At 34.8% G+C, this 18079-nt stretch carries 16 protein-coding genes and 2 other annotated features; of the genes, 15 read left to right on the top strand and 1 reads right to left on the bottom strand.

Annotation, left to right across the window (positions count from 1 at the left end):
- Positions 1–7 precede the first annotated feature (7 nt).
- The 7 genes from AB8U03_RS01430 (at position 8) to leuB (ending at position 8637) form a co-directional block, all read left to right on the top strand.
- Positions 8–883, top strand: a complete 876-nt coding sequence (locus AB8U03_RS01430) for an NAD(P)-dependent oxidoreductase (RefSeq protein WP_369702749.1) — start codon at positions 8–10, stop codon at positions 881–883.
- 100 nt (positions 884–983) lie between these two features.
- Positions 984–1319: a cytochrome C biogenesis protein gene (locus AB8U03_RS01425; RefSeq protein WP_369702748.1), complete on the top strand. Its 336-nt coding sequence runs from the start codon at positions 984–986 to the stop codon at positions 1317–1319.
- A 365-nt stretch (positions 1320–1684) separates the two neighbouring features.
- A complete protein-coding gene (locus AB8U03_RS01420; protein ID WP_369702747.1) occupies positions 1685–3451 on the top strand; it encodes a methyl-accepting chemotaxis protein in 1767 nt (588 codons plus the stop codon).
- A gap of 68 nt (positions 3452–3519) precedes the next feature.
- Positions 3520–3715, top strand: a binding site (T-box leader).
- 67 nt (positions 3716–3782) lie between these two features.
- Positions 3783–3985 (top strand) — a binding site (T-box leader).
- A gap of 132 nt (positions 3986–4117) precedes the next feature.
- Positions 4118–5662, top strand: a complete 1545-nt coding sequence (locus AB8U03_RS01415; protein WP_369702746.1) for a 2-isopropylmalate synthase — start codon at positions 4118–4120, stop codon at positions 5660–5662.
- 157 nt (positions 5663–5819) lie between these two features.
- The gene (leuC, locus tag AB8U03_RS01410) at positions 5820–7082 is read left to right on the top strand and encodes a 3-isopropylmalate dehydratase large subunit (protein ID WP_369703013.1); all 1263 of its coding nucleotides are present in this window, start codon (positions 5820–5822) and stop codon (positions 7080–7082) included.
- Positions 7082–7576 (top strand): 3-isopropylmalate dehydratase small subunit, encoded by a 495-nt coding sequence (leuD, locus tag AB8U03_RS01405; RefSeq protein ID WP_369702745.1) that lies wholly within the window; start codon positions 7082–7084, stop codon positions 7574–7576. The genes leuC and leuD overlap by 1 nt, the downstream gene beginning before the upstream one ends.
- Positions 7573–8637, top strand: a complete 1065-nt coding sequence (gene leuB / locus AB8U03_RS01400; protein ID WP_369702744.1) for a 3-isopropylmalate dehydrogenase — start codon at positions 7573–7575, stop codon at positions 8635–8637. Before leuD ends, leuB begins: the two co-directional genes overlap by 4 nt.
- A gap of 122 nt (positions 8638–8759) precedes the next feature.
- On the opposite strand, the gene cooS is transcribed toward leuB, so the two are convergent.
- Positions 8760–10640, bottom strand: coding sequence for an anaerobic carbon-monoxide dehydrogenase catalytic subunit (gene cooS / locus AB8U03_RS01395; RefSeq protein ID WP_369702743.1), 1881 nt, complete (start codon positions 10638–10640; stop codon positions 8760–8762).
- Positions 10641–11067: 427 nt separating this feature from the next.
- Here cooS and AB8U03_RS01390 point away from each other — a divergent pair, with 427 nt between their 5' ends.
- From AB8U03_RS01390 to arsB, 8 genes are all read left to right on the top strand, one after another.
- The gene (locus AB8U03_RS01390) at positions 11068–12216 is read left to right on the top strand and encodes a DEAD/DEAH box helicase (RefSeq protein ID WP_369702742.1); all 1149 of its coding nucleotides are present in this window, start codon (positions 11068–11070) and stop codon (positions 12214–12216) included.
- 237 nt (positions 12217–12453) lie between these two features.
- Positions 12454–12900 (top strand): MarR family winged helix-turn-helix transcriptional regulator, encoded by a 447-nt coding sequence (locus AB8U03_RS01385; RefSeq protein WP_369702741.1) that lies wholly within the window; start codon positions 12454–12456, stop codon positions 12898–12900.
- 24 nt (positions 12901–12924) lie between these two features.
- The gene (arsM, locus tag AB8U03_RS01380; RefSeq protein WP_369702740.1) at positions 12925–13746 is read left to right on the top strand and encodes an arsenite methyltransferase; all 822 of its coding nucleotides are present in this window, start codon (positions 12925–12927) and stop codon (positions 13744–13746) included.
- Between the two features lie 36 nt (positions 13747–13782).
- Entirely contained in the window at positions 13783–14283 is a 501-nt protein-coding gene (locus tag AB8U03_RS01375) for a GNAT family N-acetyltransferase (RefSeq protein WP_369702739.1), read from the top strand.
- A 182-nt stretch (positions 14284–14465) separates the two neighbouring features.
- Complete coding sequence (locus tag AB8U03_RS01370) at positions 14466–14804, top strand: ArsR/SmtB family transcription factor (RefSeq protein ID WP_369702738.1); 339 nt, start codon at positions 14466–14468, stop codon at positions 14802–14804.
- A 26-nt stretch (positions 14805–14830) separates the two neighbouring features.
- Positions 14831–15202: an arsenite efflux transporter metallochaperone ArsD gene (gene arsD, locus AB8U03_RS01365; RefSeq protein ID WP_369702737.1), complete on the top strand. Its 372-nt coding sequence runs from the start codon at positions 14831–14833 to the stop codon at positions 15200–15202.
- A complete protein-coding gene (gene arsA, locus AB8U03_RS01360) occupies positions 15202–16947 on the top strand; it encodes an arsenical pump-driving ATPase (RefSeq protein WP_369702736.1) in 1746 nt (581 codons plus the stop codon). The genes arsD and arsA overlap by 1 nt, the downstream gene beginning before the upstream one ends.
- 19 nt (positions 16948–16966) lie before the next feature.
- Entirely contained in the window at positions 16967–18043 is a 1077-nt protein-coding gene (arsB, locus tag AB8U03_RS01355) for an ACR3 family arsenite efflux transporter (RefSeq protein ID WP_369702735.1), read from the top strand.
- Positions 18044–18079: the final 36 nt, after the last annotated feature.

The following is an 18079-nucleotide window of genomic DNA, read 5'->3' as shown; positions in this document are numbered from 1 at the left end:
TTATTTTATGAAAAATGATAAACCAATTATAGGATTTATTGGATTAGGAGTAATGGGAAACAGTATGGCTTCCAATATTTTAAGAGGAGGTTATGATTTACTGGTTTATAACAGGACAAAATCTAAAGGCGATAATCTCATTGCAAATGGGGCAAAGTGGAGAGATACACCGGCAGATGTTGCAAAAGAAGCGGATATTGTCATTTCCATAGTGGGATATCCTAAAGATGTAGAAGAAGTTTATCTGGGAAAAGATGGCGTACTTGAAAATATAAGAAAAGATGGAATTGTAGTGGATATGACCACATCCAAACCTTCTCTTGCAAAAAAAATATATAATGAAGCTAAAAAGAAGGGTGTATATTCTCTAGATGCTCCTGTTTCAGGTGGAGATGTAGGTGCTAAAAATGGTGCCCTCTCCATTATGGTTGGGGGAGACAAGGAAATATTTGAAAAAGTTCTTCCTATTTTTAAGCTTATGGGAAAAAATATAGTATGGCAGGGTAAAGCAGGATCAGGACAACATACTAAAATGTGTAACCAAATAGCCATAGCCGGAAATATGATGGGAGTGTGTGAAACAATTGCATATGCAGAGAAATCCGGACTGGATCCTGAAAGGGTTCTTAAAAGTATAGAGACGGGAGCTGCCGCCAGCTGGTCTCTAAGCAATCTGGCTCCTAGAATGATAAAGGGAGATTTTGAACCTGGGTTTTATGTAAAACACTTTATAAAGGATATGAACATAGCTTTAAGCGAAGCCAAGGATATGAATCTGGAAACTCCGGCACTGAAACTTTCAAAATCGCTGTATGATGAATTGGAGAAAGAAGGTAAAGGTGACTGCGGCACACAGGTTCTGTATAAACTAATAGATAAATAGTATTTATTTGTATTGCCGCAATTGACGAATCCCAGCAAGAGCTTGTTTGGATTCGTCAATTTAAAAATATTTGTGAAAAATTAAACAGAGGTGATTGTTGTTGAAATATGAAATTTTTAAAGTAGAGATATTTATACCGGAAAATTATGTTGACATACTGAGAAGAAGCTTGAATTCCATTGGAGCCCTTAGTATTGGGGGGAATTATGACAACTGCATGTCTGTATCAAAAGTTACAGGATACTGGCGTCCATTAGAAGGAGCAAATCCATTTTTAGGTAACATTGGAAAGGTCAGCAGGGAAACAGAGTGTAAAATAGAATTTTGCTGCAAAAGTGATATTATAGAAAAAGCTGTGAGTACTATAAAACAGGTCCACCCTTACGAGGAACCTGTTATAAATGTAATTCATCTCAGTAATTTTACAGATTATTAAAAGTTGTATGGATTTTGAAATGGCTGATAACCTTTACATATTCAAGGATTGGCATTGGAGGTTATTCTCAGTATGCAGAAGGTAGGATGCTAGAAAAAGAACAGGCTCCTATTTTATGAGTATAGCCAAAAAATTGAATCAAAAAAAGCTGAAAATCGGTAAAAGTAATTCAAAATAAAGTATTTTTATAGGGGAATTTTAATAAATATGATTCAGATTTCTGCAAATTGTTGATTTTTATCATGTTTTGTAATAATATATAATCGGTTAATTATTTGGGAAATTATATAATTTTATATAAAAGCTATATAATTTTCATAAATTTTAAATATTCAAATTTATATTTACACCTAAGGGAGATTGTTATGAAAAAAAATTTAAAAAACAATGAATTAAGCAAAAGCTTTTTTCGATCTTATTTACAGTTCTTCATATTAATTGTTTTTTCTGTAGCTCTTATAGGAACTGTTGCCTTTTTTAGCGCAAAAAATGCATTGACTGAATTAGGACAAACTGCTATAAAAAATAGAATTCAAATGGGACTTGCTATGATGAATACCCTGGAAAAACAGGTACAAAAGAAAAAGCTCACAAGACCGGAGGCACAGGAGATATTTAGAAGCCAGATGCTGAATCCAAAACAAGCTGATGGAAAAACAAGGGGACTTAATTCAAAATTGGAATTAAACATAGGGGCATATATGTATGCAATCAACAGCAAGGGAATAGAGGAGATGCATCCCTATAAAGAGGGAGAAGACATATCCAAGGTTGAAGACTCAGATGGAAATAAATTGATACAGCTTATAATGGATGAAGCCAGGAATCCTAAAGATGGAGGAATAGTGCATTTTAACTGGAAAAACCCTGGGGAAACCCGTGAAAGGCCTAAGGTAAATGCAGTGGCATATTTTGAACCCTGGGATTGGTACATAAATGTAGGATGTTATGATGAGGATTTTTACAAACCTGTTTATAAAATTTTGCTTATTATCTGTACAATATCTGTAATTATATTATTGATTTCCATATTATTTATAAGGAGACTTATGAATAAGAAGGTGAATCCACTGAGCCAGATAATAAATTCTATGAGCATGGCAGCAGAAGGTAATATATCATCTGTAAAGGTCAATGTGAATAGTAAAGATGAAATAGGATACATTGGCAGAGTATTTAACAAGATGATAGACGAAATAAGGAATTTATTGATAAATATAAAGCAGTTGTCCACTGTTATAGATGAAAAAGTAGAGCTTATAAATTCATCCACTACAGCTACATTTGAAAATTCCAATGGAATAAAAGAAGCTATGGAAGAAATATCTTCCGCTATAAACAATTCGGCGAAAGATATGCAAAACAGCGTTGAAAATATGAATATTTTATCGGAAAATGTAGATGAAGTTAAAGCGAATAGTATCACCATGGAAGATGGAGCTTCACAGGCAGGTAAACTGAATTCAAATATCATAGATATACTTACAGAACTGGAAAACAAAAATTCGGAAAATATAACTGCAGCCAAGGAGACAAATGATAATATAAAGCAGTTAATAAATAAATCCAATGATATAGTAGGTATAGTAAGTACTATAGAGGAGATCTCAAATGAAATAAATTTACTTTCACTTAATGCTTCTATAGAATCTGCCAGGGCAGGGGAAGCTGGAAAAGGATTTGCCGTAGTAGCAGATCAAATCAAGGAATTGTCCAATGAGACTTCCAATTCGGTTAAACAGATAAATTCGCTTATAAAAGATCTAATGGGCAGTATAAATATTTCGGTAAGCAGTGTGGAGGTTTATGGAAAAGCTGCACAGTCTCAGATAGCTACTATAAATAACACAAAGCAAACTTTGGGCAGGGTAATTGAATTTATAAAAAGCATGCCTCCCATTATTGAAAAAAATGTAGATAAAATAAGCCAGGTGTATAAAAACAAGGATGTGGTGAATTCATCAATGGATTCAATACTCTCGGTTACTGAAGAAATATCCGCTTCATCAGAAGAGATAACGGCCTCAACTTCCGAGGTAAAAGAAAAAATGAGAGATGTTAAAGAACTGGCCAAAGAATTAGGACAATCTTCGAAAGATCTGAAGGAAAAGTTAAATAAGTTTTCTTTATAATAAATTTTAAAATAACTATTGACAATAAGTTTGAACTATAATATACTTATTATCATATTTATAGTTAATAAAAAACTTGGATAGGGATTAGTAGATATGATGTATATTTTAAAGAGAGCGGGAGAAGGTGGAAAACCGTAAATATTACATATTGAACTCGCCCTGGAGTTGCAGGCTGAAATAATAGTAGGCTGTGTCGGCAGATGCCGTTAATGAATTGAGTAAAAATTGGGTGGTACCGCGAACAGATTTCTCGCCCCATAGAGAGATCTGTTTTTTTATATTAACCTTATGGAAATAATTGCAAGTGTTGATTTTTAAAAATGAAAATATACAGGCCGTGATAGGGAGTAGTAAATATAATGTTTATTTTAAAGAGAGCAGGTGGTAATGGTGAAAACCTGTAAATGGATATATGTTGAACTCACCCTGGAGCTGTAAGCTGAAATAACAGTAAGCTTTATCGGTATAAAAACCGTTATTGAATTGAGTAAAAAATTGGGTGGCACCGCGAACAGACTTCTCGCCCCATAGAGGAGTCTGTTTTTTGTGTATTTAAAAGTGAAGGAAGAAGTTTTTAACTGGCCAGTGAAAACTTGTTTTATATAAATAAAAAATTAAATAGAAACCAGCGAATTATGGAAAATAGAATGGAGGAATATTATTATGACAAATAAAATATATATATTCGATACTACACTGCGGGATGGAGAACAAACTCCAAAGGTAAGCCTGAATAAGAATGATAAGGTGACTATTGCAAGACAACTTGAAAAATTAAATGTGGATGTTATAGAAGCTGGATTTCCAGCAGCCTCCAACGGGGATTTCGAAGCAGTAAAAGCTATTGCCGAGAATATACAAAATCCTGTTATAGTAGGACTTGCCAGGGCTGTAAATAAAGATATAAGCTGTGCATGGGAAGCTTTAAAATATGCTAAAAAACCTAGAATCCACGTTTTTATTGCAACCTCGGATCTTCATATGAAATACAAATTGAAAATGGAACCAGAAGAAGTTCTAAAAAAAGCAGTGGATACAGTAAAATATGCTAAAAGCTTATGTCCAAGTGTGGAATTTTCACCGGAAGATGCCACAAGGAGTAATCCGGAATTTTTGTATAAGGTGGTTGAGGCTGCCATAGATGCCGGTGCAGATATAATAAATATACCAGATACAGTGGGATATTCCACTCCAAGTCAGTTTGGTGCATTTATAAAAGGTATCAAGAATAATGTACCAAATATAGACAGAGCAATTATAAGTGTTCACTGTCATGATGACCTGGGCATGGCCGTGGCAAACTCCCTGGCAGCTATTGAAAATGGTGCGGCTCAAATAGAGTGTGCTGTAAATGGCTTAGGGGAGAGGGCAGGAAATGCTGCTTTAGAGGAAATTGTCATGGCTATTAAAACCAGATCGAACTATTTTAACTGTCATACGGATATTGTAACGGAGGAAATAATTAAGACCAGTGGACTTGTAAGCCATATAACAGGGGTGCATGTTCAAAGCAATAAGGCAGTGGTAGGAGTAAATGCTTTTGCACATGAGTCAGGTATACACCAGCATGGAGTATTAAATTGCAGAGAAACCTATGAAATTATGACTCCGGAATCAGTGGGATTGAAAAAAAGTATTATAGTACTTGGAAAACATTCAGGAAGACATGCTTTCCTTCAGCATTTAATGGAGCTTGGATATGAGGGCTTAAGCAGTGACAAGACAGATGAGATTTTCAAGAAATTCAAGGATTTGGCGGATAAGAAAAAGCAGGTGTCAGATGAAGATATAGAAAGTCTTGTGAAAAATGAAATATTCCACGTACCTGAGGTATTTAAACTGGAAAATTATCAGGTTTCCACAGGAAATGCAGTAATGTCAACTTCCACTGTGGAAATAGGGTATAATGGAAAGATCATAAGGGAGGCCTCCTGTGGAGATGGACCGGTAGATGCTACCTTTAAGGCCATTGAAAAAGCTACAGGTATAAAAGTTGTCTTGGATGATTATTTTATTAAATCTGTGGGCAGTGGAAAAGATGCATTGGGAGAAGTTACTGTGAAAATTAAAAAAGAGGATAGAATATTTTCATCTAAAGGAGTTAGTACTGATATTATAGAAGCCAGTGGGATAGCCTTTATAAATGCTATAAATAAGCTGTACTACGCATACCATATGGATTGTTTAGAAAAAAGCGCAGCATATTAATGTTAAGCGATTCTTAGATTCAGGTGGAGGCTGCTCATAAGGAATGCTTTTTCGCACCTGAATCCTGGAAGAACTTGTCCAGGGGCGTAGCAGTGCTTATCTCTGGTGGTGTTGGCAACGGTAGATTTCAAATAAAATTTTGATAGGGGTGGTTTTCATGGGAATGACCATGACACAGAAAATACTAGCTTCTCATGCTGGAATGGATAATGTAAAGGCAGGTCAGCTGATTAATTGCAAGCTGGATTTAGTTTTAGGAAATGATATAACGACACCTGTAGCTATAACAGAATTTAATAAAACAGGATTGGATGAGGTTTTTGATAAGAAGAAGATTGCAATTGTACTGGATCATTTTTCACCGGCTAAAGATATAAAATCCGCGGAACAGTGCAATTGTGTCAGAAAATTTGCAAGAGCTAAAAATATAGAAAATTATTTTGAAGTAGGACAGATGGGAATTGAACATGCATTACTTCCGGAAAAAGGACTTGTAGTTGCAGGAGAAGCAATTATAGGAGCGGATTCACATACTTGTACTTATGGTGCACTTGGGGCTTTTTCCACAGGAGTGGGAAGTACGGATATGGCAGCCGGTATGGCTACCGGGGAAGCATGGTTCAAGGCACCCGGGGCAATTAAATTTGTATTAGAGGGCAGGCTGGCACCATGGGTAAGCGGAAAAGACGTTATTCTTCATATTATAGGCAAAATAGGAGTGGATGGAGCCCTTTATAAATCCATGGAGTTTACAGGAGAGGGAGTAAGCGAGCTGTCAATGGATGATAGGTTCACCATTACTAATATGGCTATTGAAGCTGGAGCTAAGAATGGTATTTTTGAAGTGGATGAAAAGACCATTGAGTATATGAAAGAACATTCAACAAAAAAATACAATATATACACTGCAGATGATGATGCCGTATATGAGAAAACCATAGAAATTGATTTATCTACTATAAGACCAACAGTTTCCTTCCCTCATCTTCCTGATAATACAAGAACAATTGATGAAGTTGGAGATGTAACTATAGATCAAGTGGTTATAGGCTCCTGTACAAATGGCAGGATAAGTGATTTAAGAATAGCAGCCAGAGTATTGAAAGGTAAAAAGATAAATAAAAACATCAGAGCAATTATAATTCCTGCAACTCAGAATATCTATCTCCAGGCTGTGAAAGAAGGACTTGTTGAAATATTTATAAAAGCAGGGGCAGTAGTGAGCACTCCTACTTGCGGCCCATGTCTTGGAGGATATATGGGCATACTTGCTAAAGGAGAGAGAGCGATATCCACTACAAACAGAAATTTTGTAGGAAGAATGGGAGATCCGGAAAGTGAAGTCTATCTGTCTAGTCCGGCAGTAGCTGCAGCATCCGCAATAACTGGAAGAATTTCATCACCAGAGGAGGTGGAATAATGATAGAAGGAAAAGCAATAAAATACGGAGATAATGTAAATACAGATGTGATAATACCGGCCAGATATTTAAATACAAGTGATCCGAAAGAGCTGGCATCTCATTGTATGGAGGATTTGGATAGGGAATTCAGTGAAAAAGCTCAGGAAAAATCCATAATTGTAGCAGAAAAAAATTTTGGATGTGGATCTTCAAGAGAACATGCACCTATAGCCATTAAGGCTGCAGGAATAGGATGTGTAATTGCAGAAAGCTTTGGAAGGATTTTCTTCAGAAATTCTATAAATATAGGCCTTCCAATAATGGAATGTAAGGAAGCATCAGAGAATATAGAAGAGGGGGATAAAATATCTGTAAATGTAACTACAGGTGTCATAAAAAATATTACAAAAGGGAAAACCTATAAGGCTGCTCCGTTTCCAGAATTCATGCAAAAAATCATAGATTCAGATGGGCTTATAAATTACGTTAAAAAGGAAGTGTCAAACAAGTGAAAATAGCTGTTATACCTGGGGATGGAATTGGAAATGAGATAATTGTACAGGGGAAAAAAGTACTTGAGACTGTTGCTCATAAATATAATTTTGATTTTGAATATGAAGATGTACTTTTAGGGGGGAGTGCATTGGATAGGAAGGGGACTCCGCTGCCGAAAGAAACTGTAGAAATTTGTAAAAGCAGTGAAGCAGTACTTTTAGGGGCAGTAGGGGGGCCTAAATGGGATAAGCTGCCAAGCAATTTACGACCTGAAGCTGGACTTTTGGGCATAAGAAAGGCTCTCGGGGTATTTGCAAATTTAAGACCGGCTATATTATTTCCAGAACTTATATCATCATCAAATTTAAAAGCTGAAGTATTGGGTGGAGGACTTAATATAATGATAGTCAGAGAATTAATAGGGGGAGCTTATTTTGGAGAAAAAAACACAATAGATATAAAAGGGGGTCAAAAAGCCTGGGATACCATAAGCTATTCCAGTTTTGAGATAGATAGAATCGCCAGAAAATCTTTTGAAATCGCAAGGAAGAGGAATAAAAGACTTACTTTGGTAGATAAGGCCAATGTACTTGAAAGTTCTAAACTCTGGAGAAAAGTTGTGGAAAAAATTGCAGCTGAATATGAAGATGTGGAAGTTAATTATATGTATGTGGACAATGCCGCAATGCAGCTCATAAGAGATCCTAAGCAGTTTGACGTTATTTTAACTGAAAATATGTTTGGAGATATTTTAAGTGACGAAGCTTCAATGCTTACAGGATCCCTTGGAATGCTGCCTTCTGCCAGTGTGAGAGGTGATTCCTTCGGACTCTATGAACCAGTTCATGGATCGGCACCGGACATTGCAGGACAGGATAAGGCAAATCCAATTGGAACAATTATGAGTGTGGCCATGATGCTTAAATACAGTTTTAATATGGAAATTCCTGCAGAAAATATAAAAGATGCAATATCAAAAGTTCTCAAAGGAGGCTATAGGACTTTGGATATTGCCGTAGAAGGTGCAAAAACTGTGGGAACAGAGGAAATGGGAAACCTAATAATTAAAAACATATAAAAATTTGCAGGGCTCAAAAGCTCTGCAAATTTTTGTTAAGGGGTCAGACCCCATTACAAAAAATGGTAAATAAGTAAATAAACAAGCATGGGGTCTGACCCCCGAAAAACTGCATTTAAGTTTTAATTAAGTCCTAAACCTTTTCTCTTTGCAAGTATGATTTTTTCTAATTTGTCTGCAGCTTTTATCACATCATCTTCTACTATGAGTCTGCCGCCTGTTAGATTTTCCATATCTTCAGTTAGAACTTTTGTTACAACTTTACTTCCGCCTATAAAGGGAGATATGGCAAGGTGAAGGGGAAGTCCAAGTGCAAGCCCGAAACTTCCATCTGCCAGAGCCTGTTCTTCAAGCCATTGAGGTGCGGAAAGTACAAGTGGCAGCTGCGGAATATCTATTTTTAGGTATTCTGCCAGTTCTTTTGCCACAATTTCAAGTCTTCCAATGGCAAGACATGGACCAAAGTTTAGTACAGGTGGTATTCCAAGGCTTGTGCACACTTCTTTTAAACTATCTCCTGCAAGTTCTGCAGCTTTAGGGGACATGAGTCCTACATTTTCAAGACCACCACTTGAACAACCTGCAGAAAGAACAATTATATTTCTCTTTATAAGCTCCTTTGTAAGTTCTACCGTAAATACATCATGTCCTTTAGCCGTTAGATTTGAACAACCTACTATTCCAGCTACACCTTTTATTTTACCTGCGGCAATCAGATCCACCAGTGGTTTCCAGCTTCCACCTAAAAATGATTTCAGTGAAGTTTCACTTACACCGGTTATTACATCGTCAAAGCCGTGATTTCTTGGAATGTTCATTTTAATTTTAGGTCTTCTCTTTTTATAACTTTCAATGGCCTTGTCTATAATGTGATTGCTTATTTTTTCTCTATCTTCAAAGGAATATTCTACATATTCTGCATTGGATTTTTTACTGACATCGTCCAAACATATGGTTTTAACCATGAATTTATCAGCTATTGGTTCAATACCAGGAAGAGTGCAGTTGAATTCGGATACTATGGCGTCTATACCTCCTGTAGCTATTAGGGCTTCACTTGTGAAGTTATTTCCCACATGACCTGAAAAAACATCAGAGTAGTATTTGCCTCTCAATTGTAGATCTTGACCTACGCAAGTGCAGCCTACCAATTTGAAGCCTTTAGCACCAACTGCCTGGGCCTTTTTTACAACCTGGGGTTTTGTAAGTTCTTCTTCAAGATGGGCGATTATGGACTGCTGGTGGCCGGTTATCATCAAATTTATATAATCAGTATCTACAACTTTAAAACCAACCTTTGCAGGTCTTATAGCAGGTTCGCCTAAAATTATGTCATTTAATAAATTGGTAAGGGTGAGTCCATAAATTCCGGTGGATATTCCAAGTCTCAAACAGTTTAAAAGCATGTCTATAGGGTCACTGTTTAAGTTTGTGGAAGTTTTTACTACACCGTCAAAAACTTCTGATTTTGCACCACCCGGCATTATATTTAGCTTCTTCCAGTTTTCCAGTCTAGGTCCATAGGCAAGTTTATTTACAATTTCCATTTTTTCAAACTTCGGTTTATATAAATCTTTTAATACAATATCAGCTACTAATACAGCCTTTTTGTGTAGATCAGATTCTCTTATACCAAGTTTCTCCGCCAAGCTGTTGAGTGTGTTTATTCCTTTTATTTTTCCATGGGTTTCACCAATGGATCTTAAGTTTCTGGCTGTATTTTCTACTATATGAATATAACAGCCACTACCTGCAGCTACAGCTCTTAGAAAATTTCTTGCCACTATAGTATCTGCGGTAGCGCCACATACTCCTCTGGGAGATTTCGGGGTAATTCTACAGGGACCGTTGGCACACAATTTACAACATACTCCAAGCTGGCCAAAACTACATTTGATTTTCTGGCTATTTACTCTATGGTGGGAAGTTTCCACACCATCTAGAGAACTTATAAAATTTTCAAGTACTTTATCTGCTGATTCACAAATTTTGTTATTTGACATAATTAACCCTCCAAAATATACTATTTAAGTATACTTTTAAATCATTAAAAATCATTAAATGCAAATAGTATATGATACAATTTAAAATAGTGTGGAATAATTATAATTTATTAGAATGGTTTAGAATTGATTTTTACAATGATTTTAAATAATATTTAAGAATACTTATATAATATTTTTTATTTTTAAGTATATGTAACTTACAAATAATTTTTATCAATTGCTTATAATATAAACCTTTTCAAATTCTTTGTCAATATAATACATGAAAAAATTTAAAAAGTAATAATTTTAATTTGCCTAAAAATTTATTTATATTGATATAATAAGAGAGACAAAGTGAAAAGCTATTAAAAGTTCCAAGCAAAATTGCCATCAAAAAAAGTTAGAGTAGAATTATCAGTAAATAAAAAGGAGTAAAAAATACATGACAAAAATTTTGTTTAATGAATTGGGTATAAATGAAAACATAACAGGGGGACTGAAAAAGGAGGGTATTCAATATGCTGCTGAAATACAATGCAAGGCAATACCGGAGGCCCTTTCAGGCAAAGACATAGTAGTAGAATCAGAAACAGGAAGTGGAAAAACCTTAGCTTATATTGCACCTATATTTCAAAAAATACACTGTGACAGTAAAGATGTTCAGGCATATATACTTGTTCCTACACATGAACTTGCCATTCAAGTGCATAATGTGATAAAAACCCTGGCTTGTAATTCAGATGTTCCCGTTAGATCTGAAGCTGTAATAGGAAATGTAAATATAAAAAGGCAGGTAGAAAATTTAAAAAAGGAAAAACCTCATATAGTAGTTGGTTCTACAGGAAGAATACTTCAACTTATTAAAATGAAAAAACTGAAATCTCATAATGTTAAAACCATTGTGGTGGATGAAGCGGATAAACTTCTGGATAAAAATAACATAAATGATGTTAAAGCTATAATAAAAACTACATTAAAGGAAAGACAATTGATGTTTTTTTCAGCCACTATAGATGATAGAACTTTAGATATATCAAGGGATTTGATGAAGAATTACAATTTTATAAAAAATGAACAAAAAACTTCTATAAATGAACATATAAAACATATGTGTTTTATATGTGAGAGAAGAGATAAAGTATTGATTTTAAGGAAACTTGTGCATATATTAAATCCTGAAAGAGCTATTGTATTTGTAAATAAACCGGATGAAATAGAAATACTTACGGAAAAATTAAAATACCATAAATTAAAAGCAGAAGCCATATATGGAACTGCAGACAAAGAAGTACGTAAAAAAGCTTTACAGGATTTTAAATCAGGTAAAATCAATTTGTTAGTGGCTTCGGACATAGCAGCCAGAGGGCTGGATATAGAAGATGTAGATTATATTTTCAGCTATGATATACCGGAGGAAGCTGATAATTATTTACATAGATCAGGAAGAACTGCAAGAGCTGGTAAGGAAGGTACTTCCATATGCCTAATCACAAATAAAGAACAGCATCTGGTGAAGAAATATGAAAGGACATTTAATATAAAAATTGATTTGAAGGATATGTATAATGGAAAAATAATAAAACGTAGATAGTTAGAAAGTTCTTTGATAAAAAGTAATTTTGGTTAAATGATCTCAGTGATAAAAAAGTCACAGGGGTCATTTTTTTAAAAGTTCTTAGAAAAAGATTGTAAATGCTGATACTTTGATCAGTTTCCAGAGTAAGTTTCTTTGAAACAAAATCTACAGCACTGGAAACAAGTTAAAATTAAATGATAGTTGTATATTCTAATTATTTTATGATACAATAATTGTAGGAGGTAATTATTTATGAACGATATAGATAAACCAAAGCAATTACGAGAAATGATTAGAACACTTGAAAGAAAGCTGGGAATATTGAGCGAAAGCGAAATTGTGTGTTGTGGAATAACAATGACTCAATGTCATGCCTTAGTAGAGATAGGGCGTGCAGAAAATATTTCATTAAATGAACTGGCTCAATTATTAAATCTTAAAAATAGTACAATGAGCAGAACTGTAAATAACCTTGTTGCTAACGAGTTAGTAAAACGAGATATTGATCCGCAGGACAGAAGATATGTAACTATATCACTTACTGAAAGTGGTATGAAAATTTTTAAAGGTATTGAGGAAGGGATGAATTTATACTTTAAAAAAATTTATAATTTTATACCTGAAAATAAACAAGGACAGATAATGGAGAGTATAGAAATGCTTGTTGACGCTATTAGCAAAAATGAATGCTGTAAATAATAAAATGAAGGGAGAACGATATAAATGAAATCTGATGTAAAAAATAAGGTAAAAAAATATTATGGTAAAATTGCAAAGAAAGTTAATAGTGGAGTGGGAAATAACTGCTGTTCAACATCTTCTTGTTGTGGTGATATAAGCAAATCTTCACTTATTTATGAAGGGGAAAATTTAAACGATTTGCCAAAAGAAGCAGTGGAAGCATCTTTAGGCTGTGCAAACCCTGTACTATTTGCAGAACTGAAGGAAGGTGAAACTGTACTTGATCTAGGAAGCGGTGGTGGCATTAACGTACTTATGTCCTCAAAATATGTTGGATCAACTGGAAAAGTTTATGGCTTAGATATGACTGATGAAATGTTAGAGCTTGCTAATAAAAATAAAGAAAAAATGGGTGTAACAAATGTTGAGTTTCTAAAAGGTTTTATTGAGGATATACCTCTTCAAAGTGAAACCATTGATGTTATTATGTCAAACTGTGTAATTAATTTATCAGATAATAAAGAAAAAGCTTTGTCAGAAGCATACAGGGTCTTGAAAAACGGTGGACGTCTTGCTATTGCAGACATTATTACTATGAAGTATATTCCTTTAGATTTAAGAGAAAAAGCAGGAATGTGGTGTGGCTGTCTGGGCGGAACTCTTAATATTCAAGAATACGGGAGTATTCTTGAAAAAGTAGGATTTAAGAATATTGAAGTAAAATCAGTACACATTTACACTAAATCAATTATAGAAGAAACTTTTCTAAAAAACAAATATCTTGATGAGGCGGTAAAAGACATTGATTTAGATCTTATTGATGGAGCATTCGCAGGTGCATATGTAAAAGCATATAAACTTTAAAATAAAAATTTGATGTAAAATAGGGGTATTGATAAAATGAATTGTAGGATTAAAGAAATTACCAAGTCAGATTGGAATGATATAGCGGAAATTTATCTAGAAGGTATTAATACGAATAAAGCTACATTTCAAACAGAAATTCCCACTTGGGAGAATTGGAATACTAGCCATATCAGTTCGTGCAGATTGGAAGCTATTTTGGATAATAAAATATTGGGGTGGGCGGCTTTAAGTCCAACTTCAAGTAGATGTGTCTATGCCGGAGTTGCAGAAGTTAGCATATATATATGTAAAAATAGCAGAGGACAAGGTATAGGAACAGTGCTGTTAGAAAATTTAATCAAAATATCAGAAAAAAATGGATTTTGGACATTACAATCTGCAATTATAAGAGAAAATTCAGCAAGTATAGCACTTCATAAAAAATGTGGTTTTAGAGAAATAGGAGTAAGAGAAAAACTAGGTAAAATGAGAAATGGAATATGGCATGATGTAATTTTGATGGAACGTAGAAGCAAGTTAGTGGGAATAAATTAAATATATATAATAAAAATTATTTTTAATGTTTATATTAATTGAGTAACAGATAAAGTGTTACTACATAGACTATTATATATATGATAGTCTATTTTTTAATAAGTAAAATAATTATATTGACACTATATAGATAATGGTCTATATTGTTTATATAGACCATTATCTATATAAGAGGTGACTTTATGAATTTGGATTATGAACTAAACGCAAAAATATTCAAGGCATTGTCTGATCAAAACAGATTAAGAATTATTGATATACTTTCCTGTGGCGAAAAATGTGCCTGTGATTTACTGGAAAACTTTAATTTTACGCAGCCCACCTTATCCCACCACATGAAAGTGCTGATGGATTGTAAGCTTGTTAAATGCAGAAAAGAAGGAGTATGGAGTCACTATTCATTGGATAATACTAATGCAAATAAGCTGGTGTTGTTTTTAATGAATATCATGACAGATACAGAAGAATGTATCTGCAAATGCCAAAGCACCGGTTTATGTGAAACTGATAATGAAGAATAAATTTGTATTATGGAGGAGAGATTTATATGAAAAAAATGATAATTTTTGATCCGGCAATGTGTTGTTCTACAGGTGTATGTGGACCTTCCATAGATCCGGAATTGCTGAGAGTTTCTACTGTTATTGATAATCTTAACAAAAAAGGTGTTGCAATTGAGAGATATAATTTAACAGGTAATCCGCAGATATTTGTTGACAACAAGATTATTAATGAAATATTAAATAGGGAAGGTACGGATGTACTGCCGGTAACTATGGTGGACAATGCAATAGTAAAGACAAAAGCATATCCCACAAATAAAGAGTTCTGCAAATTCCTTGATATATCAGAAGACTATTTGAAAACTGGACTGAAAATTAAGTCTAGGGGCTGTGACTGCAGTGGGGGATGCTGTTAATGTTTAAAAAATTTAATCCCGATAATATAAATTTGACTAAGTATTTGTTTTTTACTGGCAAGGGTGGTGTGGGCAAGACTTCAGCTGCCTGCGCCACTGCAGTTGCCCTTGCAGACCAGGGGAAGAAGATAATGCTTATAAGTACGGATCCAGCTTCTAATCTACAGGATGTATTCAGTACAGAGCTTAATAATAAGGGTGTTAAGATTAAAGAGGTACCGAATTTAATAGTTGCAAATCTAAATCCTGAGGAAGCAGCTGCAGAGTACAGGGAAAGTGTGATAGCTCCATATCGTGGCAAACTGCCGGAAGCAGCTGTTAAAAATATGGAAGAACAGCTTTCTGGTTCCTGCACTGTTGAAATAGCTGCTTTTAATGAGTTTTCAAATTTTATCACTGATGAAAATATAGAAAAAGAATTCGATCATATAATATTTGATACAGCACCAACGGGCCATACACTGAGAATGCTTCAGCTGCCTTCAGCCTGGAGTGATTTTATTGGTGAAAGCATTCATGGGGCTTCATGTCTGGGGCAGTTATCAGGACTTGAGGATAAAAAAGAATTGTATAAAAATGCAGTTATAACTTTATCGGATAAAATGGAAACTACTCTAATACTTGTATCACGACCTGAAATTACCCCTTTAAAAGAGGCAGAGAGAGCATCTAAAGAACTTGAGGATATAGGAATAAACAATCAAATACTAATAATCAATGGAGTTCTTGGAATTCATGATGACAATATTTCAGATGCAATTTACTCAAAACAGAGGAATGCTTTGGAGAGTTCACCTAAAAGCTTAAAAGATCTTCAAACCTATGAAATACCACTTAGACCATACAATATAACAGGGCTTAAAAATATAAGGGCATTTCTAAAAGAGGATAATATTGAATACAGCAGTGTAAAGTTAAATGCAAATAAAGTATTTAAGTTAAAGGATATAATTGATGAGTTGTACAATACAGACAAAAAAGTAATATTTACTATGGGAAAAGGCGGAGTAGGCAAGACTACCATTGCAGCTGCCATTGCACTGGGACTTTCTAAAAAAGGTAAAAGAGTTCATTTAACTACCACTGACCCGGCAGCGCATCTAAAATTTGTTTTAGATAAAGACTGTGGAATTACATTAAGCCAAATTGATGAAAAAGAAGAGCTGAAAAAGTATAGGGAAGAAGTATTGAGCAAGGTAAGAGAGACCATGAATGAAGATGACATAGCATATATTAAAGAGGATCTTAGGTCCCCCTGCACCCAGGAGATAGCTGTATTCAGAGCTTTTGCAGAAATAGTGGAAAAGTCTAAAGATGAAGTTGTGGTGATAGATACTGCCCCCACAGGACATACTCTTCTTTTACTGGATTCCACCCAGAGCTACAATAGGGAAATACAGCGTTCCGAAGGCAACACACCCCAATCGGTGAAGGAGCTTTTACCAAAGCTTAAAAATTCCCATGATACGGAGGTTATTATTGTGACTTTGGCTGAAGATACTCCAGTTTACGAATCCATGCGTCTTGAAGCGGATCTGAAACGTGCGGGAATTGCAAGTAAATGGTGGGTTATAAATTCAAGTATGTATGCAGCTAATACTACAAATAGTATACTCAAAGCTAAAGCAAGCAATGAAATACCATGGATAAATAAGATAAGTGAAATTTCCAATGGAAATTTTGCATTAATAGAATGGAAAGCAGAAGAGGTTAAAGGCAAAAAATTGTTTGATTTATTAAATTAAAGAAAATAGGAGGTATATTATGAAAAGCAAACCATCTAGACTATCATTGCTTGATCGTTATTTGACACTGTGGATATTTACCGCCATGTTTGCAGGAATTTTACTTGGCTGGGGAGTGCCGGGCATATCAAGAGGACTGTCCAGTTTGTCTGTTGGAACTACATCTATTCCAATTGCAATAGGGCTTATTGTAATGATGTATCCGCCCCTTGCCAAAGTGAACTATAGAGAACTTGGCAAGGTATTTAAAAATCCCAAGGTATTATCTCTATCACTTATTCAGAACTGGATAATAGGACCTATACTCATGTTTGCACTTGCAGTAATATTTCTACATGCTTATCCTGCATATATGACAGGTCTTATTCTCATTGGCCTTGCCAGATGTATTGCCATGGTCATCATATGGAACAGCCTTGCAGATGGTGATACAGAATATGCAGCTGCACTGGTAGCATTTAACTCCATATTCCAGGTTATATTTTATTCCATATACGCCTATATATTTATAACGGTACTTCCAACCTGGTTTGGGCTTACCGGATACAGTGTAGATATTTCCATGGGAAAAATTGCTTCATCCGTTGCAGTCTACCTCGGTATTCCTTTTGCACTTGGAATGTTAACCAGATTATTGCTGGAACCTAAAATGGGCACTGAGTGGTATACAAAAAAGTTTATACCTAAAATAAGTCCGCTGGCTTTGATAGCATTGTTGTTCACTATTGTTGTAATGTTTACTTTTAAGGGAAAGTATATTATAGAATTACCTTTAGATGTAGTTAGGATTGCCATACCACTTGTAATCTATTTTGCAGTTATGTTTTCAGTTTCATTTTTTATAAGTTATAAATCAGGTATAGACTATAAAAAGACAGCTACACTTTCATTTACTGCTGCGAGCAATAACTTTGAACTTGCCATAGCTGTAGCCGTTGCTGTATTTGGAATAGAGTCAAAGGAAGCTTTTACAGCGGTAATAGGACCGTTAATTGAAGTGCCTGTAATGATAGGCCTTGTAAATGTAGCACTGCATTGGAGAAAAAGATGGAAAGATTGGGGTCTGACCCCGTTACAAAAAATGGAAAATAAGTAAAAAAACAAGCATGGGGTCTGACCCCTCAGAGGAGGA

The organism is Clostridium moutaii, assembly GCF_041205085.1.
Taxonomy (GTDB): domain Bacteria; phylum Bacillota; class Clostridia; order Clostridiales; family Clostridiaceae; genus Clostridium_B; species Clostridium_B moutaii.
Note: the sequence above shows the minus strand (reverse complement) of the source record. Positions and strands in the feature narration are given on the sequence as shown.